The 25,426-nt window shown below is 63.8% G+C and carries 23 protein-coding genes; 8 read left to right on the forward strand and 15 right to left on the reverse strand.

Annotated elements, in window-relative coordinates; all coding sequences use genetic code 11:
• Window positions 1-12: 12 nt before the first annotated feature.
• The 3 genes from folP to ACHFB9_RS11420 form a co-directional block, all read right to left on the reverse strand.
• Window positions 13-876: a dihydropteroate synthase gene (gene folP, locus ACHFB9_RS11410; RefSeq protein ID WP_417067237.1), complete on the reverse strand. Its 864-nt coding sequence runs from the start codon at window positions 874-876 to the stop codon at window positions 13-15.
• Window positions 877-906: 30 nt separating this feature from the next.
• The gene (gene ftsH, locus ACHFB9_RS11415; RefSeq protein WP_417067238.1) at window positions 907-2,793 is read right to left on the reverse strand and encodes an ATP-dependent zinc metalloprotease FtsH; all 1,887 of its coding nucleotides are present in this window, start codon (window positions 2,791-2,793) and stop codon (window positions 907-909) included.
• Between the two features lie 84 nt (window positions 2,794-2,877).
• Window positions 2,878-3,504 (reverse strand): RlmE family RNA methyltransferase, encoded by a 627-nt coding sequence (locus tag ACHFB9_RS11420; protein WP_417067240.1) that lies wholly within the window; start codon window positions 3,502-3,504, stop codon window positions 2,878-2,880.
• A 35-nt stretch (window positions 3,505-3,539) separates the two neighbouring features.
• Here ACHFB9_RS11420 and ACHFB9_RS11425 point away from each other — a divergent pair, with 35 nt between their 5' ends.
• Window positions 3,540-3,995, forward strand: coding sequence for a YhbY family RNA-binding protein (locus tag ACHFB9_RS11425; RefSeq protein ID WP_417067241.1), 456 nt, complete (start codon window positions 3,540-3,542; stop codon window positions 3,993-3,995).
• A 47-nt stretch (window positions 3,996-4,042) separates the two neighbouring features.
• On the opposite strand, the gene ACHFB9_RS11430 is transcribed toward ACHFB9_RS11425, so the two are convergent.
• The 7 genes from ACHFB9_RS11430 to ACHFB9_RS11460 form a co-directional block, all read right to left on the reverse strand.
• Window positions 4,043-4,561 (reverse strand): DUF4149 domain-containing protein, encoded by a 519-nt coding sequence (locus ACHFB9_RS11430; protein ID WP_417067242.1) that lies wholly within the window; start codon window positions 4,559-4,561, stop codon window positions 4,043-4,045.
• Window positions 4,562-4,564: 3 nt separating this feature from the next.
• On the reverse strand, window positions 4,565-5,038 hold the full coding sequence (gene greA / locus ACHFB9_RS11435) for a transcription elongation factor GreA (RefSeq protein ID WP_417067244.1): 474 nt from the start codon (window positions 5,036-5,038) through the stop codon (window positions 4,565-4,567).
• A gap of 6 nt (window positions 5,039-5,044) precedes the next feature.
• The gene (carB, locus tag ACHFB9_RS11440) at window positions 5,045-8,263 is read right to left on the reverse strand and encodes a carbamoyl-phosphate synthase large subunit (RefSeq protein ID WP_417067245.1); all 3,219 of its coding nucleotides are present in this window, start codon (window positions 8,261-8,263) and stop codon (window positions 5,045-5,047) included.
• A 54-nt stretch (window positions 8,264-8,317) separates the two neighbouring features.
• Window positions 8,318-9,463 (reverse strand): glutamine-hydrolyzing carbamoyl-phosphate synthase small subunit, encoded by a 1,146-nt coding sequence (gene carA / locus ACHFB9_RS11445; RefSeq protein WP_417067247.1) that lies wholly within the window; start codon window positions 9,461-9,463, stop codon window positions 8,318-8,320.
• 158 nt (window positions 9,464-9,621) lie between these two features.
• Complete coding sequence (locus ACHFB9_RS11450) at window positions 9,622-12,144, reverse strand: response regulator (protein WP_417067248.1); 2,523 nt, start codon at window positions 12,142-12,144, stop codon at window positions 9,622-9,624.
• Between the two features lie 72 nt (window positions 12,145-12,216).
• Window positions 12,217-13,020, reverse strand: a complete 804-nt coding sequence (gene dapB / locus ACHFB9_RS11455; protein ID WP_417067249.1) for a 4-hydroxy-tetrahydrodipicolinate reductase — start codon at window positions 13,018-13,020, stop codon at window positions 12,217-12,219.
• Between the two features lie 10 nt (window positions 13,021-13,030).
• Window positions 13,031-13,399, reverse strand: a complete 369-nt coding sequence (locus ACHFB9_RS11460; RefSeq protein WP_417067250.1) for an outer membrane protein assembly factor BamE — start codon at window positions 13,397-13,399, stop codon at window positions 13,031-13,033.
• Window positions 13,400-13,508: 109 nt separating this feature from the next.
• Between ACHFB9_RS11460 and fur the strand changes: the two genes are divergently transcribed.
• Complete coding sequence (gene fur / locus ACHFB9_RS11465) at window positions 13,509-13,973, forward strand: ferric iron uptake transcriptional regulator (RefSeq protein WP_417067251.1); 465 nt, start codon at window positions 13,509-13,511, stop codon at window positions 13,971-13,973.
• Between the two features lie 27 nt (window positions 13,974-14,000).
• Here fur and recN read toward each other — a convergent pair whose 3' ends face one another.
• Window positions 14,001-15,659, reverse strand: coding sequence for a DNA repair protein RecN (gene recN / locus ACHFB9_RS11470; protein ID WP_417067252.1), 1,659 nt, complete (start codon window positions 15,657-15,659; stop codon window positions 14,001-14,003).
• Between the two features lie 9 nt (window positions 15,660-15,668).
• On the reverse strand, window positions 15,669-16,553 hold the full coding sequence (locus tag ACHFB9_RS11475) for an NAD kinase (RefSeq protein ID WP_417067253.1): 885 nt from the start codon (window positions 16,551-16,553) through the stop codon (window positions 15,669-15,671).
• 75 nt (window positions 16,554-16,628) lie between these two features.
• Here ACHFB9_RS11475 and hrcA point away from each other — a divergent pair, with 75 nt between their 5' ends.
• The 3 genes from hrcA to ACHFB9_RS11490 are packed head-to-tail and all read left to right on the forward strand — an operon-like array spanning window position 16,629 to window position 19,082.
• Window positions 16,629-17,666 (forward strand): heat-inducible transcriptional repressor HrcA, encoded by a 1,038-nt coding sequence (hrcA, locus tag ACHFB9_RS11480; RefSeq protein WP_417067255.1) that lies wholly within the window; start codon window positions 16,629-16,631, stop codon window positions 17,664-17,666.
• A 1-nt stretch (window position 17,667) separates the two neighbouring features.
• Window positions 17,668-18,732, forward strand: a complete 1,065-nt coding sequence (hemH, locus tag ACHFB9_RS11485; protein WP_417067257.1) for a ferrochelatase — start codon at window positions 17,668-17,670, stop codon at window positions 18,730-18,732.
• A complete protein-coding gene (locus ACHFB9_RS11490) occupies window positions 18,729-19,082 on the forward strand; it encodes a phage holin family protein (protein WP_417067258.1) in 354 nt (117 codons plus the stop codon). The genes hemH and ACHFB9_RS11490 overlap by 4 nt, the downstream gene beginning before the upstream one ends.
• A 16-nt stretch (window positions 19,083-19,098) precedes the next feature.
• On the opposite strand, the gene ACHFB9_RS11495 is transcribed toward ACHFB9_RS11490, so the two are convergent.
• On the reverse strand, window positions 19,099-19,584 hold the full coding sequence (locus tag ACHFB9_RS11495) for an AP2 domain-containing protein (protein WP_417067260.1): 486 nt from the start codon (window positions 19,582-19,584) through the stop codon (window positions 19,099-19,101).
• 260 nt (window positions 19,585-19,844) lie between these two features.
• Here ACHFB9_RS11495 and ACHFB9_RS11500 point away from each other — a divergent pair, with 260 nt between their 5' ends.
• Entirely contained in the window at window positions 19,845-20,891 is a 1,047-nt protein-coding gene (locus ACHFB9_RS11500; protein ID WP_417067261.1) for a hypothetical protein, read from the forward strand.
• A gap of 99 nt (window positions 20,892-20,990) precedes the next feature.
• Here ACHFB9_RS11500 and ACHFB9_RS11505 read toward each other — a convergent pair whose 3' ends face one another.
• Entirely contained in the window at window positions 20,991-22,925 is a 1,935-nt protein-coding gene (locus ACHFB9_RS11505; protein ID WP_417067263.1) for a hypothetical protein, read from the reverse strand.
• 165 nt (window positions 22,926-23,090) lie between these two features.
• Window positions 23,091-23,396, reverse strand: a complete 306-nt coding sequence (locus tag ACHFB9_RS11510; RefSeq protein ID WP_417067264.1) for a helix-turn-helix domain-containing protein — start codon at window positions 23,394-23,396, stop codon at window positions 23,091-23,093.
• A gap of 603 nt (window positions 23,397-23,999) precedes the next feature.
• Between ACHFB9_RS11510 and ACHFB9_RS11515 the strand changes: the two genes are divergently transcribed.
• Both ACHFB9_RS11515 and ACHFB9_RS11520 read left to right on the forward strand, forming a co-directional pair.
• The gene (locus ACHFB9_RS11515; RefSeq protein WP_417067266.1) at window positions 24,000-24,455 is read left to right on the forward strand and encodes a DUF2846 domain-containing protein; all 456 of its coding nucleotides are present in this window, start codon (window positions 24,000-24,002) and stop codon (window positions 24,453-24,455) included.
• Window positions 24,452-24,940, forward strand: a complete 489-nt coding sequence (locus ACHFB9_RS11520) for a GNAT family N-acetyltransferase (protein ID WP_417067268.1) — start codon at window positions 24,452-24,454, stop codon at window positions 24,938-24,940. Before ACHFB9_RS11515 ends, ACHFB9_RS11520 begins: the two co-directional genes overlap by 4 nt.
• The last annotated feature ends 486 nt before the right edge of the window (window positions 24,941-25,426 follow it).

Raw genomic sequence — 25,426 nt, forward strand, 5'->3', positions numbered from 1 at the left:
CCTCTCTTGTCATTATTCGAATTTCAAAGCGCCTGGCGCCAGGGCTTCCCATATTTTCAGGCCGGCCCGCAGCGCCGCGGCGTCGTGCACGCGCAGCACAGCGGCGCCGCGCGCAACCGCCGCGATCGCGGCGACGACGCTGGGCAAATCCCGCTCTCCGAGCGAGCACCCCGTGATCTCGCCGATCATCCGCTTGCGGCAGACCCCGACCAGCAGCGGGCCGCTCTTCGCGAGGCGTTCCAGCGCGCCGAAGAGTTCGATATTGTGCGCGAGGCTCTTTCCGAAACCAAAGCCTGGATCGAGCAGGATGCGCGTAGGCGAGACGCCGGCCCCGATCAGGGTATCGCGCCGCTCGACAAGGAAAGCTTCGACATCCGCAACGACATCGCCGTAGGCCGGGGCGTCCTGCATCGTTCTCGGCTCGCCCTGCATGTGCATGACGCAGACACCGCAGTTCGAAGCCACGACCGCCTCCAGCGCGCCGGGCGCACGCAAGGCATTGATATCGTTGACGAGGCTCGCTCCTGCCGCGAGCGAGGCGACCATCACTTCGGGCTTCACGGTGTCGATCGAGATCGGCAGGCCGAGCGGCGCGAGCGCTTCGACGACCGGAATCACGCGACGCAACTCCTCGTCGAGCGCCACCGCGGCGGAGCCGGGCCGCGTCGACTCGCCGCCGACATCGAGGATGTCCGCTCCGGCGTCAATCGCCGCCTTCGCGCGCTCGACGGCCAGCGCGACCGATCCGGCGACGCCATCGCCGGAAAAGGAATCGGGAGTCGTGTTGATAATCGCCATCACCAGAGGGCGATCGAGCCTGAGCCGGTAAGGCCCGCAATCGAAATACCGGGTCTGCATAAGCGAGAAGGCCGGCATCAGCCGGCCCGAAAATGAGTCAAAAGGTGATCAGACCGTCGCTTCGGCGCTCGGCGCGGTTCCGGTGGGATCGTCCGGCGTGGTCTTGGGCGCCTGGGACAGGGTCTTGGGCGGACGCGGAGTCCTGCCCGCCATGATGTCGGCGATCTGCTCGGCGTCTATCGTTTCCCATTCGAGCAAGGCCTGGGTCATCACTTCGACCTTGTCGCTGTTCTCCTGAAGCAGCTTCTTGGCCAGAGCGTACTGCTCGTCGATGATGCGGCGGATTTCGATATCGACCTTCTGCATCGTCGCTTCCGAGACGTTCTTGTGCGTCGCAATCGAACGGCCGAGGAAGACCTCGCCTTCGTTCTCCGCATAGACCATCGGTCCGAGCTCGTCGGACATGCCGTAACGGGTCACCATGTCGCGGGCCAGAGCGGTCGCCCGCTCGAAATCGTTCGAAGCACCGGTCGAGACGTTACCAACGAACAGCTCCTCGGCGACCCGACCGCCGAACATCATGCTGATTTGGGCCAGCATCTGGTCCTTGTACAGGCTGAAGCGGTCCATCTCGGGCAGCGACCAGGTCACCCCCAGCGCACGGCCGCGCGGAATCACGGTGACCTTGTGGACCGGATCGCAGCCAGGCAGCAGCGAACCGATGATCGCGTGACCGGACTCGTGGTAGGCGGTCTTCTTCTTGTCCTCGGGCGTGATCACCATCGAGCGGCGTTCCGCCCCCATGAAGATCTTGTCCTTCGCGCGTTCGAAGTCGTCCATATCGACGAGGCGCTTGTTGGCGCGCGCGGCGAACAGCGCCGCTTCGTTGACGAGGTTCGCCAGATCCGCACCGGACATGCCGGGCGTGCCGCGCGCGAGGATGGACGGTTCGACGTCGGGAGCGACCGGCACCTTGCGCATATGCACTCGGATGATCTGCTCACGGCCGCGGATGTCGGGCAGAGGCACGACGACCTGGCGGTCGAAGCGGCCCGGGCGCAGCAGCGCCGGGTCGAGCACGTCGGGACGGTTCGTCGCAGCGATCACGATGACGCCGGACTGACCTTCAAAGCCGTCCATCTCGACCAGCAACTGGTTCAGCGTCTGTTCGCGCTCGTCATTACCACCACCGAGGCCCGCACCGCGCTGGCGGCCGACCGCATCGATTTCATCGATGAAGATGATGCAGGGCGCCTGCTTCTTCGCATTCTCGAACATGTCACGAACCCGCGCGGCGCCGACACCGACGAACATCTCGACGAAGTCCGAACCCGAGATCGTGAAGAAAGGCACTTTCGCTTCGCCGGCGATCGCCTTCGCAAGCAGCGTCTTGCCGGTACCCGGCGAGCCGACCATCAGCACGCCCCGAGGGATGCGACCGCCGAGCTTCTGGAACTTCGACGGGTCGCGCAGGAAATCGACCAGTTCGGAGACTTCCTCTTTCGCTTCCTCGCAGCCGGCGACATCGGCGAACGTGATCGAGTTCGCGGTCTCGTCGAGCATCCGCGCCCGGCTCTTGCCGAACGAGAAAGCGCCGCCCTTGCCCCCGCCCTGCATCTGGCGCATGAAGAAGATCCAGACACCGATCAAGAGCAGCATCGGGAACCAGGAGACGAAGATGCTCATCAACAGCGACTGTTCTTCCTCGGGCTTGGCCGAGATCTTGACGCCGTCGCGCATCAGGTCGCTGACCATCCACAGATCCTGGGAGCCTGGCGTGTAGACCGTAATCTGCCGGTTGTCCTGGGTCGTCGCATGAACGGTGCGCCCTTCTATCGTCGCTTTGGCGATCCGTCCCTGCTTGGCCTCCTCCATGAACTGGGAGTACTCCATCTGGGTCTGGGCCGACTGGCGATTGTTGAACTGCTGGAAAACGGTCATCAGGACGACGCCGATCACCAACCAGATAGCGAGATTCTTGAAGAGATTGTTCAAGGCACTTCCTTTTCAGGCCACGAGGCGCAGGGGGTGGACCCGACGATTCTATGACCGTTCCCCCGACGCAACAATTTTGTTACATCAATCGCCTGACCTGCGATCGATTCCCAACAGATAGAGTTCCGAACTGCGCCCCCGCGAAGCGGCCGGTTTGCGCGGAACGACCGTCTTGAACAGCTGCTGCATCGCTTTCTTGTAGGGATCGAAACCGGCCCCCTGAAAGAGCTTGATCAGCATCTTGCCCCCCGGCCTCAGGTGCTGATCGGCAAAATCGAGCGCCATGTCGGCAAGCTGGTACATCCTGCCCTGATCGCTGATCGCGATGCCGGATATATTGGGAGCCATGTCCGATAAAACAAGGTCCACGCTGCGACCGGCGAGCTTCGCCTCCAGTTCAGCGAGCACCGAGTCCTCGGTGAAGTCGCCCTGGATGAAATCGACTCCGGCAATCGGCTCGAAGGGTAGCAGGTCCAGCGCGATCACCGCACCGTCCGGCAGCACACGGCGCGCGATGACCTGGGTCCAGCTTCCTGGCGCTGCGCCCAACTCGACGACGACCTCGCCACGCTTGAGCAGGTGGTCCTTCTCGTCGATCTCGGTGAGCTTGTAAGCGGCGCGCGAACGGTAGCCATCGGTCTGGGCCTTGTTGACCCAGGGATCACTTACATGCTCATGCATCCATTGTTTGCTGGTCTTGCTACGCTTCATCGCACTAAAATACCGGTTTGATTGATGGATTGTCCATGAAAGAACTTCTACCTGCCCAGCAGCGCGCGCTACGCGCCAGCGCTCACCACCTCGATCCGGTCGTCAGTATCGCCGGAAACGGCCTGTCGGATGGGGTGCTCAAGGAAATCGACAGCTCGCTCAACGCGCACGAGCTGATCAAGATCCGCGTCTATAGCGATGACCGCGAGTTCCGCACGAGCTTGATGCGGGAGATCTGCGAAAAGCTCGACTGCGCTCCGGTGCAGACGATCGGCAAACTGCTGATCGTGTTCCGCGAAAAGCCTGAACCCGAAGAAAAGCCGCTTGCCGCGCGCAAGCCCCGCGCCCTGCCCCGCGCCAAGCTCGAATCGGGCCGCACCTCGCGAACCACGACCGGCACCAGCGCCGTGCGTCGCCTCGGCGCCTCGGCGGCCCGCCCGAGCGGCGGATCTCCCCGCCCCCGCCGCAGCCGTCGCCCCCCGAAGCGCTGAAACGCAAAGAGCGAACCCCTGGGTTCGCTCTTGCTTTATCAGAGCGCTCAGCGCCGGCGCCCGGATGAGGCGCGCCCCGATCTGGACGGCGAAGCCTGGCTTCCCCGGGCCAGACCGGTGAATTCGAGCACGACCAGCGCACCACCGAGCGCGCACTGGACGACATAGAGCGCGCTGGAGATGCCGTGCCAGGCGAGGAAGCGGTCGCGCACGACGCTCTGCATCACTTCGCGCGGCAGCGCCGCGTTCTTGATCTGTCTGAGCACCGGCTCGATGCCGAAGTGTCCGGCCAGGGTCAGCACGAACATCAGCAGCACGATCCAGAAGGCCGGGGACCTGAAGGCCTGCCAGCCCCGCTCAACCGCCTGATGCAGCATCAGATAAGCGCCGCAGCCTATGCCTATCCAGGCGACTGCGACGAACATCCGGCCCGCGAGCATCCCGGCGAGCAGGTGATCGGACAGCGCCGAGAACAGGGTCGGCGCGGCAATCCCGCCAATCGCCCACAAGGCGCCGACCCACAGGGTCAGCGCGATCGCGTAGAGAGGCCGGAAGATCTGGTTCATGCTTCAGACGTAGCGGACATCGACAACTTCAAGTTCGCGCACGCCACCCGGAGTCTGGACTTCGGCGATATCGCCGGCGAACTTGCCGATCAGCGCGCGCGCGATCGGGGACGAAACCGAAAGCCGTCCCGCCTTGCTGTCCGCTTCATCCTCACCGACGATCTGATAGACGAGCGTATTGCCGTTCTCGTCCTCCAGTTCGACCGTTGAACCGAACACGCAGCGCCCGTCGGCATCGAGCGAGCTGGGATCGACGATCAGCGCGTTGGACAGCTTGCCTTCGACTTCCTTGATCCGGCCTTCGACGAAGCCCTGACGTTCCTTGGCCGCGTCGTATTCAGCGTTTTCGGACAGATCGCCATGCGAGCGCGCTTCGGCGATCGCTTCGATCACGGACGGCCGTTCGACCGTCTTCAGTTTGTGCAGCTCGGCGCGGAGCAGTTCAGCCCCGCGCTTGGTCAGAGGTATCTTGTTCATTGTCGTTCAGGCAAGTTCGCCATGCAGCGCTTGCAGCGAATAGGGAGTGAGTTCGGATTGCTGGCGGATGCCCATGCAGGCAGCGCGAGCCCCTTCGATTGTCGTGAAGATCGTGACCTTGCCCGCCAGAGCACTGGTGCGGATCGAGCGCGAGTCGGCGATCGCCTGGCGCTTTTCCTCGACCGTGTTGACGACAAGGCTGATCTCGTTGTTCTTGATCATATCCACGATGTGCGGACGGCCTTCGGTCACCTTGTTGACGACGGTCACCGCGACACCGGCTGCTTCGATCGCCGCGGCCGTGCCGCGCGTCGCATAGAGCACGAAGCCCAGATCGACCAGCTCGCGGGCGATCCCGACCGCGTTGGGGCGGTCGGTCATCTTGACGCTGATGAAGGCCTTGCCCGAGGTCGGCAGACGCACGCCGGCGGCGAGCTGGCTCTTGACGAAGGCCTCGGCGAAGCTGCGGCCGACCCCCATCACTTCGCCGGTCGACTTCATCTCCGGCCCGAGGATCGTATCGACGCCGGGGAACTTCGCGAACGGGAAGACCGCTTCCTTGACCGCAAAGAAAGGCGGAATGATCTCGGCGGTGACGCCCTGATCCTTGAGCGAACGGCCCGCCATGCAGCGTGCGGCAACCTTCGCGAGCGGCAGCGAACTCGCCTTCGAAACGAAGGGGACGGTGCGCGAGGCGCGCGGATTGACTTCGAGCACGAAGACGACTGCATCCTCGCCGCGGCCCTGGATCGCAAACTGCACGTTCATCAGACCGCAGACATTGAGGCCCTTGGCCATCAGCTTGGTCTGACGGCGCAGCTCGTCCTGCAGCTCCTTCGTCAGCGAGTAAGGCGGCAGCGAGCAGGCCGAGTCGCCCGAGTGCACGCCAGCCTGTTCGATGTGCTGCATGATCCCGCCGATGATCACTTCCTCACCGTCGGACAGCGCATCGACGTCGATCTCGGTCGCGTTGTTCAGGAAGCGGTCGATCAGCACCGGAGAATCGTTCGAGACCTTGACCGCTTCGCGCATATAGCGCTCCAGGTCCTTCTGCTCATGGACGATCTCCATCGCCCGGCCGCCCAGCACATAGGAGGGACGAACGACGACCGGATAGCCGATCTCGGCCGCGAGACGCACCGCCTCTTCGGCCGTGCGCGCGGTGCGGTTGGGCGGCTGGCGCAAGCCCAGATCGTTGAGCAGCTTCTGGAAGCGCTCGCGGTCTTCGGCGGCGTCGATCATGTCCGGAGTCGTGCCGATGATCGGCACGCCATTGGCTTCGAGCTCACGCGCACGCTTGAGCGGAGTCTGGCCACCGAACTGGACGATCACGCCGACCGGCTTTTCGACCGCGACGATCTCGAGGATGTCTTCGAGCGTGACCGGCTCGAAGTACAGGCGATCGGAGGTGTCGTAGTCGGTCGAGACGGTTTCCGGATTGCAGTTGACCATGATCGTCTCATAGCCATCCTCGCGCAGCGCGAGCGAAGCATGGACGCAGCAGTAGTCGAATTCGATGCCCTGCCCGATCCGGTTCGGCCCGCCGCCGAGAACCATGATCTTCTTGCGATTCGTCGGCAGCGCTTCGCACTCGTCTTCGTAGCTCGAATACAGGTAGGCAGTGCCGGTCGCGAACTCGGCCGCGCAGGTATCGACGCGCTTATAGACCGGGCGCACGCCCAGCGTGTGACGCTGCAGCCGCACCGCGGTCTCGTCGGTCGCCAAGAGGCGCGCCAGACGACGGTCGGAGAAGCCCTTGCGCTTGAGGTCGCGCAGCTCACCAGCCGGCAGAGACTTCAGCGAACGGCCAACCAGCGACTTCTCGGTCAGCACGATGTCCTCGATCTGGGCCAGGAACCACGGATCGATCTTCGTCAGACCGTGCAGCTGATCGAGGCTCATACCTTCGCGGAAGGCCTGACCGACGTACCAGATCCGCTGGGAACCGGGATTGCTCAGCTCGTTCTCGAGCTCTTCGCGGTCGCATTCGACTTCGTCGAGGCCGTAGGCGCCGGTCTCCAGACCCCGCAGCGCCTTCTGGAACGATTCCTGGAAGCTGCGGCCGATCGCCATCACTTCGCCGACCGACTTCATCTGGGTCGTCAGCCGGTCGTTCGCGGCCGGGAACTTCTCGAAGGCAAAGCGCGGAATCTTCGTGACGATATAGTCGATCGAAGGCTCGAACGAAGCCGGGGTCGCACCGCCGGTGATCTCGTTTTTCAGCTCGTCGAGCGTGAAGCCGACCGCGAGCTTCGCGGCGATCTTCGCGATCGGGAAGCCGGTCGCCTTCGACGCCAGTGCAGAGGAGCGGGAGACGCGCGGATTCATTTCGATCACGATCATCCGGCCATCTTTCGGATTGACCGAGAACTGCACGTTCGAGCCGCCGGTGTCGACGCCGATCTCGCGCAGCACCGCGATCGACGCGTTGCGCATGATCTGGTATTCGCGGTCGGTCAGGGTCTGGGCCGGCGCGATCGTGATCGAGTCGCCGGTATGCACACCCATCGGGTCGAGGTTTTCGATCGAGCAGATGATGATGCAGTTGTCGTTCTTGTCCCGAACGACTTCCATCTCGTACTCTTTCCAGCCCAGCAGCGATTCCTCGATCAGCAGCTCGCGGGTCGGCGACAGATCGAGGCCGCGCGTGCAGATCTCGACGAATTCCTCGATGTTGTAGGCGATGCCGCCGCCGGTACCGCCCATCGTGAAGGACGGACGGATGATGACCGGGAAGCCCACGGTCGCCTGGACGGCCAGCGCCTCCTCCATCGTGTGCGCAACACCCGAACGCGCCGAAGCGAGGCCGATCTTGGTCATCGCCAGCTTGAACTTCTGACGGTCTTCCGCCTTGTCGATCGCATCAGGCTTGGCGCCGATCATCTCGACGCCGAATTTCTCGAGCACGCCGTTGCGCCACAGATCGAGCGCACAGTTCAGCGCGGTCTGTCCGCCCATCGTCGGCAGCACCGCGTCCGGGCGCTCCTTTTCGATGATGCGCTCGAGCACTTGCCAGGTGATCGGCTCGATGTAGGTCACATCGGCCATCTCCGGGTCGGTCATGATCGTGGCCGGGTTCGAGTTCACGAGGATGACGCGGAAACCTTCGTCGCGCAGGGCCTTGCAGGCCTGGGCGCCGGAGTAGTCGAACTCGCACGCCTGACCGATCACGATCGGACCTGCGCCGATGATCAGGATGCTCTGGATGTCTGTACGCTTGGGCATGTTTCTTTCACCACCGGGCGAGGCGCGCAACGCTGGGCTGCGCGCCGGAGGAAATCACTTCTTGGCTTGCGCGAGGAAGCCGACGAAACGGTCAAACAGATAAGCCACGTCGTGCGGGCCAGGGCTCGCTTCCGGGTGGCCCTGGAAGGACAGCGCCGGACGGTCGGTCCAGGCCATGCCTTGCAGGCTGCCATCGAACAGCGAAACATGGGTCACCTTGACATTGGCCGGCAGCGTCGCGGGATCCGCGGCGAAACCGTGGTTCTGACTGGTGATCAGCACACGGCCAGACTCGAGATCCTTGACCGGATGGTTCGCGCCGTGATGGCCGAATTTCATCTTCTGCGTCTTGCCGCCCGCCGCCAAAGCCATCAGCTGATGACCCAGACAGATGCCGAAAGTCGGGATCTTGCGTTCGAGGAATTCGCGGATCGCGGCGATCGCGTAGTCGCAGGGCTCCGGATCTCCCGGGCCGTTGGACAGGAAGACGCCATCCGGATTCATCGCCAGCACTTCGGCCGCCGGCGTCTTCGCCGGCACGACGGTCAGGCGACAGCCGCGCTCGGCGAGCATGCGCAGGATGTTGCGCTTGACTCCGAAATCGTAGGCAACGACGTGGTAACGAGGCGTGTCCTGGGTCTTGAAGCCCTCGCCGAGATGCCATTCGCCCGAATCCCATGCATAGGCCTTGTCGGCCGTCACGACCTGGGCCAGGTCCATGCCGGCGAGCCCGGGGAAAGCCCGGGCCGCGGCGATCGCGGCGGTCACATCGATCTCGGTGCCAGCCGGCGCGGTCACGATGCAGCCAGCCTGGGCGCCCTTCTCCCTGAGGATGCGGGTCAGCTTGCGCGTATCGATACCGGCGATCGCCACGATGCCTTCGGCGGCAAGGTAGCTGTCGAGCGTACGCTCGGCGCGGAAGTTCGAAACCCGCAGCGGCAGATCGCGAACAATCAGACCGGCCGCATGGGCACGGCCCGATTCGCAGTCTTCGCTGTTCGTACCGGTGTTGCCGATATGCGGATGAGTGAGGGTCACGATCTGCCGGCTATAGGAAGGATCGGTGAGGATCTCCTGATAGCCGGTCATCGCGGTATTGAATACGACTTCGCCAACGGATGAACCGATGGCGCCAATCCCTTTGCCATGGAACACCGTACCGTCGGCGAGCGCGAGCAAGGCTGGGGGGAATGCTGTCACGGAGGACTCCCTGAAACTAGTGCCAAATTCCGGAATTCGGAGCGACGCCGGAACCGACGTCGGACATGAAAAACGGGATTCGCCCTAAGGCGCATCCCGCTTGCAATGTGACGGCATTATACCGATTCGGGGCCGCCGAGGCAAATCCGGCCGCGCCCTCAAGGCGAAACTCCCGGCCTGTGCTCGCGGCGCAAATGGCTTGCCAGCCTGTCCAGCTCGGGGATCAGCTCGGCGAGGCGCAACTTGGCGTCGGCTTCGCGCTGCGCGCGGGCCGCCTGCTCCAGCCCGAGCGCAGCCTCGGCGACGATCACGGCGCCAAAGATCCCGGCCGAGGCTTTGAGCGAGTGCGCGGCGCGCGCCAGAAGAACCCAATCGCAGGCCCTGCCGGCCTGAAGCAGCTCGGCACGCGCCCGCCCGTAGTCATTCAGAAAAACGCCAATTACCATCTGGACCGCACCTTCATCGCCGTCCAGAGTATCGCGGGTCTGCGCCAGATCGGCCACATCGTCCCCCAGGGCGTCGCTCTGGGATTCAACGTAGGTCGCCGACGAATCGTAGGGATTGGCTCCGGGCTCGGGTTCGGCGACCACCCGGCGTATCGTCGCGAACAGATCGGCGGGCTTGAGCGGCTTGACGACGTAATCGTCCATTCCTGCTTCGAGGCAGCGTTCCCGGTCGCCGCGCATCGCATGCGCGGTCATCGCGACAATCGGCACACTCATCAGCGTACCGGTCCCGGCCCAGCTGCGCCGCGCTTCGCGGGTACGGATCGCCCGCGTCGCTTCGATCCCTCCCATCACCGGCATCTGCACATCCATCAGGATCAGATCGAAACTCTGCCGGTCGAAGAGTTCGAGCGCCTCGGCGCCGTTGCTGGCCAGCGTCACCTTGTGCCCAGCCCGCTCCAGAACTTTGCACGCGACCGCCTGATTCACCGGATTATCCTCGACGAGCAGGATGTCCAGCGGGCGGTCCGGCGCTTCGGACGCCGCTTTTGCCGCAACGAGATCGAACTCGGCCAGCGAATAGCCGCTCCCGCCCTCGACACCCAGCGCAAGCTGAGCCGCATCCCAAAGCTCGAAGCGGAAGAAGGGCTTGACCAGGTGGGCGCGCAGGCCGAGCTGACGACAGCGCTGCGCATCCTCGCGCTGGTTCTTGGCCGAGAGAAGCATCACGATCCGCTCGCACGAAGCGCCCTCATCGAAAAAGCGCGAAGGCAGGGCAAAACCGCCCGGTTCGGCGAGATCGGCATCGACGATCATCAGATCGAAAGCCTGACCGGACTCAACGGCGGCATGCAGCTCGGCGAGCGCTTCATCGACGCTGTGCGCCGTCGCACAGCCGAGCCCCCCGCGGCGCAGATCAGCCGCCAGGCGTGCGCACAGATTCGGATTGCGGACGACCAGAAGCGCCCGCCGCCCCGCAAAGACTTCGGGCAGCTTGATCGTTTCGGGCCGACCGAGCACACCCGCATCGACCGTGAAACGAAAAGTGCTGCCGACGCCCGGCTCGCTCTCGACCCAGATTCGCCCGTTCATCAACTCGGTGAGGCGCCGGCAGATCGCCAGCCCCAGCCCGGTTCCGCCGAACTTGCGCGTCGTCGAGCTGTCGGCCTGCGAGAAGACCTCGAAGATCGCGTCGTGCTTGTCCGCGGGAATTCCGATCCCCGAGTCGCGGACCGAAAACTCTATCCTGACCCGCCCGCCTTCCAAGGCCACCTTGCGCGCCAGAACCTCGACTTCGCCACGCTCGGTGAACTTGATCGCATTGCCGATCAGGTTCAGCAAGACCTGCCGCAGCCGCCCCGGATCGCCCTGCAGACGCAGAGGCAGATCCTCCTCGACGTCGCAGATCAATTCCAGGCCCTTTTGCTGCGCGCGCAAGGCCATCGTCTTGACGCAGTCGGCGATCACGCCGGAGAGCGAGAACTCGATATTCTCCAGATCGAGCCGCCCGGCCTCGATCTTCGAGAAGTCGAGCACGTCGTTCAGAATGGTCAGCAGTGCCTCGGCCGACGAGAGAACAGTTTCGAGATAGCCCTTCTGCTCGGCGTCGAGACGGGTCTCGAGCGCCAGCTCGGTCATGCCCATGATCCCGTTCATCGGCGTGCGGATCTCATGGCTCATGTTGGCCAGAAAATCGCTCTTCGCGCGGTTGGCCGCCTCAGCGGCATCCCGGGCGCTCAAGAGCTCCTGCTCCCAGTGCTTGCGCTCGGTGATGTCACGCAGGGTGCCCAGTACGCGCAGCGCACGGCCATCGGGATCGCGCAACACTGCCTTGCCCCGCACCTGTATCCACTTCCAGTCGCCGCGCTTCGTTCTGAGGCGGTACTCGGCCAGGTACTCGGATCGTTTGCCGGAGATCAGATCCCGGACGCCGGCTTCAGCCATCGCCCGATCGTCGGGATGAACCATGGTCTGCCAGAGCGCCACGGTCAGTTCGATCTCGCCGGGCAGATAGCCCAGCGAGGCCATCCAGTTCGAACGCAGGCTCATGCTCCCGCTCGCGTCCTCCATCTCCCAGAGACCATCTCCGGAGACGTCGAGCATCAGGCTCAGGCGCTCTTCGCTCTCGGCGAGCCGGCGCTCGAGTGCCCGCTTCTCGGCGAGCCATTGCCCGTGAGCCTCGTCACCGTTCGGCGAGGCGGGAGAATTTCCACGATCTGCGTCAGAATCGGGCATCGTGACACTCTGGCCATTTCAGCGCGGGAGCCATCCGGAGCGCGCCTTCGCGGGAAGGCGGAGCGAAACCGGTCAGCGCAAGCCCAGCACGTCCTGCATGTCATAGAGACCGGGCGAGCGGCCGTCAAGAAAGAGCGCCGCGCGCAGCGAACCGAGCGCGTAAGGCATGCGGCTCGAAGCCTTGTGGGTAATCTCGATGCGTTCGCCCAGACCCGCGAACATCACGGTATGGTCGCCGACTATGTCGCCGCCGCGCACCGTCGCAAAGCCGATCTGCTGCTCGGGCCTCTCGCCCGTATAGCCTTCGCGGCCATAGACCGCGCACTCGGAGAGATCCCGATTCAGGGCCTGGGCAACAACTTCCCCCATCCTGAGTGCGGTTCCGGAAGGCGCATCGACCTTGTGCCGGTGGTGAGCCTCGATCACTTCGATATCGTAGCCGCTGGCAAGGATGCGCGCGGCCACGTCGAGCAGGCGGAACACCGCATTGACGCCGACCGCCATGTTCGGCGCGAATACAACCGGAATCGTCTTCGCCGCCTCGGCAATCTTCGCTTTGCCCGCTGCATCGAAGCCGGTCGTACCGATCACGATCGCCTTACCGGCCGCAACAGCCGCGTCGAGGTGGGCGAGCGTCGCTTCGGGACGGGTGAAATCGATCAGGCAGTCCGAAGCCGCAAACGCATCGGGAACCGACGTCGCAATCGCGACGCCACTCAGCTGACCGGCAAAATCGGTCGCATCGCGGCCGATGAAAGGGCTGTCGGCGCGATCGAGCGCCGCCGACAGGCAGCAATTCTGGTCGGCGAGAATCGCCTCGATGATCATCCGGCCCATGCGCCCGCTGGCGCCGGCCACAGCAATTTTGCGGGTCATGATTTTTTCCTCAGCGCTTGGCCGGAGCGATTTCGACGACCCGGTTCGGAGTCTCCTCCTTCGCGGCCTCCGCCTTGACATCGCCTTCCCAGCGTTCGAGCTTGCCTTCCTTGAAGAAGAGCGTCAGCAGATGACGTTCGACCTTGATGCCGCGAGGGGACCGGTACTCGTAGGGGTAGTCCCAGCGCTGGGCATGAAAGGCGTCGGTCAGCGAAGGCGTGCCGAGAATGAACTTGACCTGATCGACGCTCATGCCGGGTTTGAGCCTGGCGACCATCTCGCCGGTGACCAGGGATCCCTGGCGAATTTCGATGCTGTAAGGACGAAGCCATTGACAGCCGGAAAGCGCCAGCAGGAAAAGAGAAAGAATCAGGGGCAAGCGAAGTGCGGAAAGACGCATGGTCGGGGCGATTCCAGTCGTGAAGCGCATTTTCAAAACAAGCGCCAGACTATATCATGCCCCTGCAACCATCCATCCCCGGCATCCCATGACGAATTCCCAAAACCTCAAGAGCATGGGGCTCAAGGCCACCCTGCCGCGCCTCAAGATCCTCGACCTCTTCCAGCGCGCCGACCAACGCCATCTGACCGCTGAAGATGTCTATCGGCTGTTGATGAACGAGGGTATCGACATCGGTCTGGCGACGGTCTATCGGGTTCTGACCCAATTTGAACAGGCCGGGCTGCTCGAGCGCCACCACTTCGAAGTCACCAAGGCGGTCTTCGAGCTGAACCAGGGCCAGCATCACGATCACCTGGTCTGCATGCAGTGCGGCAAGGTCGAGGAATTCTATGACAGCCAGATCGAGGAGAGGCAGCGCCAGATCGCGCGCGAGCGCGGCTTCGAAGTGCGCGACCACGCGCTCCACCTCTATGTCGATTGCCTGAACAAGGACTGTCCGAACCGTCAGTTTGCCCAGGCGCGGCTGGCCCCGGGCGAAGCCGCCAAGTAGCGGCGGCTCACACTTCGTATCAAGGATTCACCGCGCGGCAAGAAGTTCGGCCGCATGGGCGCGCGTCGTCTCGGTGATATCGACCCCGCCGAGCATCCGCGCGATCTCCTCGACCCGCGCTTCGCCTTCCAGGCGAGCAAGCTCTGAGCGCACGGCGCCATCAGGCCCGAGCGATTTGCTGACCTGCCACTGCCAATCGGCCCGCGCCGCGACCTGGGGCAGGTGGGTGACGACCAGAACCTGGCGCTCCCGCCCCAGAGCGGCGAGGTGGCGGCCGACGATCTCGGCGACCCGCCCGCCTATGCCGACATCGACTTCGTCGAAGATCAGCGTCGGCGCCGTACCGCTGCGGCTCGCGATGACCTGGATCGCCAGACCGATCCGCGACAGCTCGCCCCCGGACGCGACTTTCGCCAGCGGCCGCGGAGTCTGGTTCGGGTTCGCCGCGACCAGGAACTCGACACTCTCCAGGCCCTGAGCCGAAGCTTCGCGGAGCGGCGAGAGCGCAACGTCGAAGACTCCTCCGGCCATCGCCAGGCTCTGCATCGCGTCGCTGACATCCTTTGAAAACTCGCTGGCCGCACGCTGCCGCAGCACCGACAGGCGCTCGGCCGCCTCGCGGTAGCGGCTCTGCGCGGCCTGCTCGGCCTTCTCCAGCGCAGCGAGATCGGACGCCTGTTCGATCAGCCCCAGCCGCTCGCTCCATTCGCCGATCCGCTCCGGGATCTCCTCGACCGTCAGCCGGTACTTGCGCGCGAACTGGGTCACCGCGGCGATCCGCCGCTCGGCCGCTTCGAGCGCTTCGGGATCGGCTTCGATCCGGTCGCGATAGCGGCGCAGCGCGCTGACCGCTTCGCCCAGGCCGATCGCAGCCCCGCTCAGCAGATCGACGACCGGCGCGAGCTGGCCATCGAAGCGGGAGAGTTCGGTCAGGCGCGCGAGAACGTGGTCCAGGCTCGCCGAGAGCGCCGGCTCGTCGTCGTCGAGCGTCGCGAGCGCTTCGGCCGCGCCGTCGATCAGGCTGGCCGCGTGACCCAGACGCTGATGCTCGGCATTGAGGCTCTCCCAGCCGGGAAGATCGAAAGCGAGGCTCTTCGCTTCGCCGAGCTGCCACTCGAGCATCTCGCGTTCGCGCGTCAGTTCCGCCTGGTCGGCGAGCGCTTCGGCGTGGGCGCGCCGCGCGCCGGCCCACTCCCGGAAATGCAGCGCCACTTCGCGGGACAGCTCGGTCGCGCCGGCCTGGGCGTCGAGCATCTGGCGCTGCGAGTCGGCGCGCAGCAGCGCGTGATGGGCATGCTGACCGTGGATGTCGGCGAGGAATTCGCCGAGCTCTTTCAGCTGGGCGCCGGTCGCCGGACTGCCGTTGATCTGGGCGCGCGAGCGCCCCGAGGATTCGAGCACGCGGCGCACGATCAGTTCGTCCTCGACCGCGAAATCGTTCGCGGCGAGCCAGCTTGCGACCGGACTGTCGGCGGCGGGTTCGAAGACACCGCTGATTTCGGCCCGCTCGCCCCCTTCGCGGATCATGGCCGGATCGGCCCGGCTGCCCAGCAGCAGCGACAGCGCGTCGAGCAGGATGGACTTGCCCGCGCCGGTCTCGCCGGTCAGGGCACCAAAGCCTTCGGAGAAGTCCAGTTCGAGGCGATGGGCGAGCACGAAGTCACGAATCGTCAGGCGTCGCAGCACAGGGCACCTTCAGGGCAGGCGCGGAGAGGCGCTCCAGTGGAGCTTCTCGCGCAGAATGGAAAAATAGCTGTGGCCGAGCGGATGCAGCAGGCAGACGCGGTAAGCGGAGCGCGAAACGCTGATCTTGTCGCCGGAGCGGGCATCGAAACGGGTCTGGCCATCGAAGTGGATACGCGCATCGTGAGGCGGCTGGATGAAGAGATCGATCCGGCAGTCATCGCCGACCGTGATCGGGCGGTGCGACAGCGCGTGCGGGCACAGCGGCACCAGCGCGATCCCGCTGACCTTGGGGTGAAGGATGGGGCCGTTCGCCGACATCGCATAGGCGGTCGAACCGGTCGGCGTCGAGATGATGATGCCGTCCGAGCGCTGGAAATAGACGAATTCGCCGTCCACATGCAGCTCGAACTCGATCATCCGGCCGCTCTCGCCCTTGTTGATCACGCAGTCGTTGAGCACTGCGGTGTTGAACACCCGCTCGCCGGCGCGCTCGATCGAGACTTCGAGCATCATCCTCTCGTCGCGCAGGAAATCGCCGGCCAGAAACTCGCTGATCCGCTCCAGCATCGCCTCGCAGGCGATGTCGGTCAGAAAGCCCAGCCGCCCCATGTTCACGCCGGCCAGAGGCACCTGATGGCTCGCCAGGCGCCTGGCCGCGGTCAGCAGCGTGCCGTCTCCGCCCAGCACGACGGCCAGATCGGCCTTGCTGCCTATCTGTTCGTAGGTCGCGACCGGAAACTCGGAGGTGATCCCGGTCGCACTCGCGGTCGCCTGCTCGATCAGCACCGCGACGCTGCGCTCGCGCAGGAAATGGGCGAGGCGAAGCACCGCGCCCGCAACTTCGGGGCTCTGATATTTGCCGATCAGCGCGACGGTCTGGAAGGCGTTCTGCATGATGCGCATTAAACCACAAGGATGAAGACGCCTGCGCCATTGCGCTGACGCGGAAAGAACCTAGAATTGACCGCCATGGATACCACCAAAGCCCTGGACCGCCGCGCGCAGATCCTGCTCAAAACCCTGGTCGAGCGCTACATCGCCGAAGGGCAGCCGGTCGGCTCGCGTTCGCTGTCCAAATCCTCGGGCCTGGACATCTCTCCGGCAACGATACGCAACGTGATGTCCGACCTCGAAGAGCTCGGCTTCGTCGCAAGCCCGCACACTTCGGCCGGCCGGATCCCAACCGCCCAGGGTTATCGCTTCTTCGTCGACACGCTGCTGACGGTCACGCCGCTCGAACAAGCCAGAGTGCTGGAACTCAAACAGCAGCTGCTCCCCGACCAACCGCAGAAAGTGATCAGCGCCGCCTCCCACCTGCTCTCCGAGCTGACCCGCTTCGCCGGAGTCGTCGTCTCGCCGCGCCGGGAGGCGACCCGGATCCGCCAGATCGAATTCATCGGCCTGTCCGAGAAGCGCATTCTGCTGATCATCGTGACCAACTCGGGCGACGTGCAGAACCGCATCCTGCTGACCGAGCGCGCCTATTCGGCCAACGAGCTGACGCACGCGGCGAACCTGCTCAACGAGAACTTCACCGGCCTCGATTTCGAGGAGATCCGCACCCGGGTCAAACAGGAGCTGCGCCAGCTGCAGACCGACATGTCCGAGCTGATGAGCGCGGCGATCGACGCCGGCGAGGAAGCGATCAGCGGCTCGGTCGAGCCCTATGTGCTATCCGGCGAGCGCAATCTGCTCGAAGTCGAGGACCTGTCCTCGAACATGAGCAGGCTGCGCGATCTGTTCCGCCTCTTCGAGAACCGCACCGGCCTGCTCCAACTGCTCGATCTGTCGCGCAGCGCCGAAGGCGTGCAGATCTTCATCGGCGGCGAATCCGGGATCGCATCGCTCGACGACTGCACCGTCGTCACCTCCCCCTACTCGGTCGATGGCCACATCGTCGGATCGCTGGGCGTGATCGGCCCGACCCGAATGGCCTACGAACGCGTAATTCCGATCGTCGACATCACCGCGCGCCTGCTCTCCAGCGCGCTGTCTCCTGAGAGCTGATATGCCCCGTTTCCGCCCCGCCCCGCCCGAAACCGCACACAAGAAAGTCGGCGTTCTGCTCGCGAACCTCGGCACCCCCGAGGCGGCGACGCCACGGGCCGTGCGCCGCTATCTCGGCGAATTCCTCGCCGACCCCCGGGTCGTCGAACTGCCCCGCCTGCTCTGGTGGCCTCTGCTGCACGGCCTGATCCTGCCACTGCGCGCCGCGAAATCGGCCCGCAAATACGCCTCGATCTGGATGCGCGAAGGCTCTCCTCTGGCCGTGCACAGCGAACGCCAGGCCAAGCTGCTCAAGGGCTATCTCGCCGAAGCCGGGATCAGGAAGGTCGAAGTGCTGGCCGGCATGCGCTACGGGAGCCCGGCTATCGCGGCTCAGCTCAGCGCGCTCACTGCCGCCGGCTGCGACCGCATCCTGATCCTGCCGCTCTACCCTCAGTACTCGGGTAGCACGACCGGCGCGGTCGCCGACGCGCTGGCCGACTGGATGCGCAGCACCCGCTCGCTTCCCGAACTCAGAATGACCCGCAGCTTTCCAACCCATCCCGGCTATCTGCACGCGCTGGCCCAGTCGGTGCGCGAACACTGGCGGATCAACGGCCGCGCAAAAAAGCTCGTGATCAGCTTCCACGGCCTTCCCCTCAGCCTCATCGAAAAGGGCGACCCTTATCTCGACGAGTGCCGACGCAGCGCGCTCGCGCTCGCCCGCGCGCTCGCACTGGACGAGAAAGACTGGGTGCTCTCGTTCCAGTCCCGCTTCGGCCGCGGCAAATGGCTCACGCCCTCGACGCAGCAGAGCCTGATCTCGCTCGCCAAGTCCGGAGTCGATTCGGTCGATGTGCTGTGCCCCGGTTTCGTGTCCGACTGTCTGGAGACGCTCGAAGAGATCGCGCTCGAAGGCAAACGCGACTTTCTCGGCGCGGGCGGCAAGGACTACCGCCCGATCGCCTGCCTCAACGAGCGGGCCGACTTCATCCGCGCGCTACAGACCCTCGTCAGGACTCAGGCTGGCGACTGGCTGGAAGCTGAAAGCACGCACGCAAATCCTGTCCAGGGAGGACAGCCATGATTTCCTGGAACCGCGTCGTCATCTGGGCGCTGGACACGCTCGCGCTGATGCTGCTGCCGCAGCTGATCAGCGGCATCCAGATCAAGAGCTGGATCGCCGCGCTGCTCTTCGCGCTGCTGCTGGGCTTCGTCAACGCCGTGCTCAAACCCGTGCTGCTGATCCTGACCCTGCCGATCAGCGTGATGACGCTGGGCCTCTTCGCGCTCGTCGTCAATGCGCTCGCCTTCTGGGGCGTCGCGGGGCTGATCGAAGGCATCATTGTGCCGACCTTCTGGTCGGCCTTCTGGGGCGCCCTGCTCTACAGCGTGCTGAGCACACTGGTCGGCCTCGCGGTGGGCGAGCGCCGCTGAGCGAGCGCCCGCCGGTTCAGGCGCTGGCCTGGCTTGCGGCCTTGCTGCGGCGGCGCGGCTTGCGGCGCACCGCGCCCGGATCGAACTCGCCTTCGAGCTTCTTCAGCGCGTCCTTGCGGGCGGTGAGCGCCATGTTGAAAGCGCCGTCCTCGCCGTACTTCTTGACCGAGAACTTGACCCTCTTGCGCCGTCCGTCGGGAAGAGGCCAGGAAGCAACCCAGAACCAGCGTTGCTTCTCCTCGGGCATGTCGCGCGTCTCCGAAGCACAGTAGCGACAGACTCCGACGACGCCGGAGCGGTTGTTCTTCTTGACGATGTTCGAATACTCGCGCATCGAGAAGGGCGGGTAGTTCGCGATGATCTCGTCCCGATAGACCTTCGCCGCGGCAAAGGACTTCTGCTTGCCGCCGTGGACGCCGTCACTGAAGTGCTTGCGGTAGATCACTCCGCGGCGCTGTATCGTCACCAGCCAGCCATGTGTGCGGCTGACCTCGTTGTCCACTCTGCTGATTCCATACACGCTTGTTCGGGCCACGTTCTGTCCTCCTTCGCACACGTTCGACTGACGGTGTCTGAAAAATTTCGGCTTTAAAAATCAAAACTTTAACGGACGCCTCCCCGGGAAGCAGGTCTACGACCACGAGGGGCACTGTCCCCCCGTCAGGACTTCAAGCATAGCCACGATACGCCGGTATTTCATGCAAGGTTTTCAAACCTGAAAGCAGAAATTTCAGCCCGGAGTTCCGGGCGGAGGGAAGGAAGATGAAGATCGCCAGCAGCGAGATGAGCCTGAGCGCAACGCATTCGCTGAGCCAGAGCCGCCAGGAACGCATCAGTTTCCGCACCGGCGCGGCAGCGCTGGACAACAACGCGTCGGCGCAGCGCCCCCGGGTCGAGCTCTCCTCCGCCGGCCAGGCGCTGCTCGACGAAGCCCGCAAACAGCAAGTCAGCACTGCATCCGCCCAGACAGCGAACGTCGAATCGGGCAGCAAACAGGTGCTTCCGGTTCAGCTGCAGATCCTGAAGAACATCATCGAACAGCTGACCGGGCGCGAGATCCGCCTGTTCGACATGTCCGGCGTCGCCTCCGGCGAGGCGACCGCCCCTGCCGAGAGCGCCCAGAGCGCTGCGGCCAACGCCGCCAGCCAGGAGCCGACATTTGCATTTGATTACCAAAGCGTCAGCGAAACCACCGAGCAGACCGACTTCTCGGCGAGCGGCAAGATCACGCTCGGCGATGGCAGCACCGTCGATTTCTCGCTATCGCTGAGCCTCACGCGCGTCCAGCGCGAGGAGACCAGCCTCTCGATCCGCAGCGGCGCCGCAGCCCAGACCAAGGATCCGCTGATCCTGAGCTTCGGTGCCGGCGTCAAGGCGACCGGCGCGCGGACCGAGTTCGCGCTCACCGACGGCATGAACTCGCTGCCGGTGCTCGCCGGGGCAGCCTATCTGGTGCGCGATGCGAACGGCAACGGACGCGCCGATGGCGGCTCCGAGCTCTTCGGCCCGGCGAGCGGCGACGGCTTCGAAGAGCTTGCCAAGCTCGATCAGGACGGCAACGGCTGGATCGACGAAGGCGACGCCGCCTTCACCCAGCTCAAGCTCTGGCAGCCGGACGCTCAGGGCGAAGGCGGCCTCGTCACGCTCAAACAGGCCGGAGTCGGCGCGCTGTATCTGGGCCGGGTCGCCAGCCCCTTCACGCTGGCCGACGGTTCGGGCCAGGAACAGGCGAAGCTCAAGAGCTCGGGCGTCTATCTGAACGAGGACGGCAGCGCCGGCGCGCTGCAGCAGATCGACGTGGTGGCCTGAATCAGCGCCGACCGCATCGGGGAGAACCGCTTTCCCGATGCAGCCCCGGCAGGCGGCCAGCAGCTGACCCGGGAAGAGGAGATCGATGGACTCGCCCCGCTAACGGCAGGCCTCTGAGTAGTCACACCTCAACTGATCGGGCAGCTGCGCCCCTTGGGCCGGATCGATGGCAGAAGCAGGCACATCCCAGACCATCATCCTGGGAGCTTGGCCCGCCCTGCCTTTGGCGTACATCCACAGTTGGTCGCCCTTCCATGAAAAGGCGGTGGCCTGAATCGCATAGCCCTCATGAGCCAGCAAAACGGCGAGCGGCTGCTCATTGTGCATGTCGAGTACCTGCACCGAATTGCTCGATCTACTGCTCAGCGCGAGCAAGCGCCCGTGCGCTGAACGCGCAAAGCTGGAAGTGTCGTTGGCCAGACTCGTTTCCACGTCAAAGCGAAGGCGTCCGCTCTTCAGATCAAAGATCCGCGCAACGCCGGCCTTATAGGCGCGGTCAAGGACAAGCCCCCACCCCGCCCCATGACAGCCAAAGACGAGCTTGGCGCTGGGAATGCGAAGGCTGGAGACGACATGCGCAGTCCTCGGGTCGACACCATAGACATCCCGGTCAGCCTGCCAGAAGAGGCCGTCGCCGAAATGGGGGCCGATATCCGAGGTCCTCGCCAGCCAGGGCATGACATGATCCAGACTGTCTGAGACCTCCGTGCGCAAACGGCTATTCCAGACGCTGTGCATCCACTGTCCGTTCGCCTCCAGCGTGTACAGATCATCATGGTTCCGGAACGCGATGGCCTGCCCCGGCACGACTATCCATTCGACTCCGCGCCCACGTCCACTGATCCGTGCCGGCAAGGGATAGCTCCGGGTCGCTCCGGTCTTTGGGTTCCAGGCCATAAAATGGCTGCCGGCTTCTCCTGCCTCGCTGTAACTCCAGACCCGGCCCGATTGATCGACTTTCAAGTCCTGCGCCGAGACCAGTTCAGCAAGGCTCGCGATACGCCGCACCTGCCCTGTTTCCCGGACCAGGCGATGCACGCGGTTTCCCGAAATCAGAACGCTGCCATCGGGCAGAGCGACCATGTTCCAGCGCTTGTCGTTGAGCTCACTGGGGGCAAGGTCGGCAGGCAATTCGCTCCCGCTCAATCGCACGGGGGCCGCTTTCGATTCACTCAACAGTTTCTGCCCGGGGAACATATTGTTCTCTCGGTAGGCAAAACGATAGCCCTGCAGCATCGGCTCCGCTGCCTCGTCGGGGAGTGCCTGCATTTTTTTTGCTGAGGCCTCCAGATAGGCGAGCAGCTTGGGATCAAGATATTTTTTGCTGTCAGCCTGCTTCGCGAAGTGCGGAGCGAGAAAGCAGGTCACTCCTGTCATGCAACTGGCCCACTCGAAGCGGGTGCTGGTGACCGTATTCCAGCCCGCGAACCACACCAGGGTCATCGGCGAGCGGGCGAGCATTGGCGAGACGTCCATGATCAGGCCCGTGACTTTTTCGGTCTTTTTGGCCCAACCCTTCTCGCGAAAGAAGGACCAGCGGGCGATGCGCTGCGCGAAGAAGGGCTGGGACTGGAGCGTTTCCTTGTCGTAGCCCAGCTGTTCCCGAATGCTTTGCTCGTACACCGCGCGCTCTTCGGCGCTGATCGCCCCCGCCGCCAGCGCCCGGTCAAAGACCGGCGAGGCTCTCTCTCCCGCCCGGGCGCTCAAGGCCTTTTGTATGTCGGGCCGGTGCAGGAGGCTGACTTCTCCCCAGTAAAACTCCATCGCCAACAGCGGAGCAGAATCATCGCGCCACTGGAATCCGCGCCAGCCGTTCTTTGCAAAGCCACTTTCGAGCTCGGCCTTGACGATCGGGAGCGGCTGAGGAATCAGCATCCAGCTTCCCAAGCTGTAATTCGCGTCCGGACTGGGCGCCATCAGCAGCGGGTCAGGATTGCTGGCGGCCGCACTCAGCGGAGTGACAAGAAGCGCCCCCAGTCCGAGCAAAAGGGTCAGAACACCCGAACGGCAGAAACGCTTGTATCCAATCAGCACGACAAGCTCCAAAACCAGGACAAGATCAGTGTGCAGCAGTTTCCGCTGACCCGAAGCAGACCGCTCATTCGCAGGACAGGCTTTCAGGACGCTCGGGCATGACTCATGCGGGCGCCCGCCCTCTGGAAGCGTGGCGGGATCGGCGCTTGAGGCGAACCCAGGTCTTTACGCCAGAACTTCAAGCCCCTTGCTCGCCACCAGGTTCAACAGCTTCAACGAAGGGCCGTTCGGGTGCTTTTGCCCCTGCTCCCACTTCTGAACCGTGGACGGACTGGTATTCAGATAGGCCGCAAACACCGACTGACTCGCCCGGCAGCGCAAGCGCAGATTCCTGATGTCCTCCGCCGTATAGTCCTTCACCGGGGGCAGGCACAGCGCATCGAATTCGCGCATGGTCTGCGTATCGATCAGCCCGATGTCCGCAAAGTCCTCGGCCGTTTCATGCAAGGTTTTCAGGAGTCGACTCTTCATGATCTTTCACCTCTATCAGTTTCCCAGCCCTTAGCGCCTGTTCGAGTTGCGTCCGGCTCAGCCCCAACTGAATCGCAGCCAATCGCTTCAGGGCTTTCTACCACACAAAGAATGCCCCAGCCTTACCGATCAGGGCCCCCGGGCTCAGCCCCTCCTGGCGAAGCTGCGCAGATCGGGCGTCTATCCGGACGGGGCTGCAACGCTGGCGCCCTCTCCCCCCAGCCCCTCGCGACCCCGCTGAACAGCGGGGTCGCGTCTCCACCGCGGCTCCGCCTGCCGGGGATTGCGCGGACGGCAGCGCGGATCGCCCAAACCCGGCTGGTAGTTGACGCAGCAGCAATACCCTCCGAACATTCGTATCTGTTTCACTCCATGACCAGTCCATGAACAAGTTCGCTGCGGGCCAGTGCAGAGCGACACCTCCGATCCCGACCACCTGCCCTCGGCGAGGTCTTGAAGGCGGAAATACCCTCGATGTTGCCGGATTCTCAGCACATCTCCGGGCCGGAACTCTTGCTGTTCACGCCCTTGCCCTGACGAGGATCGGAGTGCGGTGCCGACCCGCGAAGCCCAGGTCGCCAAAGCACCGACGGAACTCAAACCATGAAATTCACGCGGGTTCTCCCTTGGCTGTTTGCAAGCGTGCTCTCGGGCTGTGCGATCGGCCCCGCCTTCGTCGCCCCTGAAGCAGCGCCGCCACCGGGGCTGGCGCGCATCTACGTCTATCGCCCGTTCGGGATCGTCGGCGCCTTTGGCCGCTACGCACTGGTCCACCAGGGCAAGCAAATCGGGAAGATCACCAATGCCGGCTATCTGAGCTTCACGGTCCCCGCCGGGCGTCTGGAGCTGTTCGCCGTGGACTGCACCCCGTCTCCGCTCGTGCTCGAACTCGATGCGGGCGAGAGCTATTACATCGAAGCCGATATCAGCGGTTTCTACACCGGCGATGGGCAACGGCGGAACACCTGGGATTTCTTCTGCACGCTGCGTTACCGGGATCCGGCGACAGGCCGCCGCGCGCTCCACGGCCTGCGCCGTTCGAACCAGGAAGAGCCATGAAGATACGTTTTGCCCGCCCCGATGACGTCGAGACCTTCGTCGAGCTGGGACGCCGCCACCACGAAATCACCCGCTTCCACTGCTTCGAGTTCAATGCCGAAAAAGTGCGGCGCTCGCTGGCCGGGCTGATCGGCTACGAAGGGGGAAAGTACTGCTTCTTCGTCGCCGAGGACGATTCGGGTCAGGCCGTTGGCGGACTGATCGGTTGCCTGGAAACCCATATCTTTTCGGACCAGCTCGTCGCCAGCATCGTTCATTACGACGTGCTGCCCGAGCGCAGGATGAGCGGCGCCGCGCTGCGCCTGCTGATGGCGTTTCGCAAGTGGGCCGAGAACCGCGGAGTCTTCGAACTCTGCGCCGGCGTCAACAGCGGTGCCCATATCGAGCGGACCGACCGCTTCCTGCGCCGCCTGGGCTTCGTGCAGACCGGCGGCAACTATGCCTTGAGGCTGGCGCCTTCAGGGCAAACCCATTCCAACGGATGATCTCGTAGAAATAACGCCCCCCCCAAAGCAACAACCAAAATCAAAGAGCGCGCCCCATGGAAAGCATATGGAATAAAAAGTTTTATGTCAGGTGGTGGGATAAGCTAGCGCTAGCCCTGCTTGTATTAGGGGGGCTCTCAGCGATATTTTGCTTTTCCGAAGAATCCCGCCTTGACTGCAATATCGAAAATTCGCCGTCTTTTGTTGTAAATGGCTCAGTGTCAGTAAAGGTGAGGAACTATTACAAAAGCTCGGTAATTGACATCGAAATTATGAACACAAATTTTGTTTATAACAAAATTTACTGCGGAGCTTCTGGAGCGTGCCCTCTCCTACTGGGGGTTAAAAAGTGGCCGCAAATTTCAAAAATCAGACTAAGCCAATGCAGCAATCGCTACGGGGGCGGACGGTACGTGGTTTCGGAAGCCAGTATTTCCGATAAATTTCACTCATTCAATAGTAGCGTGGCATATCAGAATAGAAAGT

The sequence above is a fragment of the Niveibacterium terrae genome (assembly GCF_048213115.1).
GTDB classification, from domain to species: Bacteria; Pseudomonadota; Gammaproteobacteria; order Burkholderiales; family Rhodocyclaceae; genus Niveibacterium; species Niveibacterium terrae.